This is a genomic window from Desertibacillus haloalkaliphilus (assembly GCF_019039105.1).
In the GTDB taxonomy this organism is placed as follows: Bacteria; Bacillota; Bacilli; order Bacillales; family KJ1-10-99; genus Desertibacillus; species Desertibacillus haloalkaliphilus.
Window position 1 is genome coordinate 1 of sequence record NZ_JAHPIV010000489.1, and the last position, 349, is coordinate 349.

The 349-nt window shown below is 48.7% G+C and carries 1 protein-coding gene; it reads right to left on the minus strand.

What is annotated here, in order from left to right; all coding sequences use genetic code 11:
• Positions 1–349 (minus strand): hypothetical protein (locus tag KH400_RS30290; protein WP_217228583.1); only part of this gene is annotated, 349 nt, incomplete at both ends.

Sequence of the window (349 nt, forward strand, 5' to 3'; positions counted from 1 at the left end):
TCCCCTTCCCTTTCCCTCTTTCTTCTCCCTTTCCCTCCCCTCTTCTTCTTTCCTCTTCTTTTTCTCCTTCCCCCTTCCCTTCTCCTCCTCCTTTCCCCTCCCCTTTTTCTCCCTCTTTCTCTCTTCTCCCTCTTCCTTTCCCTCTTTTTTCCTTTTTTTTTTTCCTTTTCTTTTCCTTTTCTCTCCCTCCTTCCCCTTCTTCTTCTTCCTCCCCCTCTTTTCTTCCCCTTCCTCTTTCTTTCCTTCCCTTCTTCTTCTCCTCCTCCTTCCCCTTTCCCCTTCCTCTTCTCTTTTCCTCTCCTTCCTCTTTTTCCTTCTCCTTCCCTCCTTTCCTTCTTCCCCCCCCCTT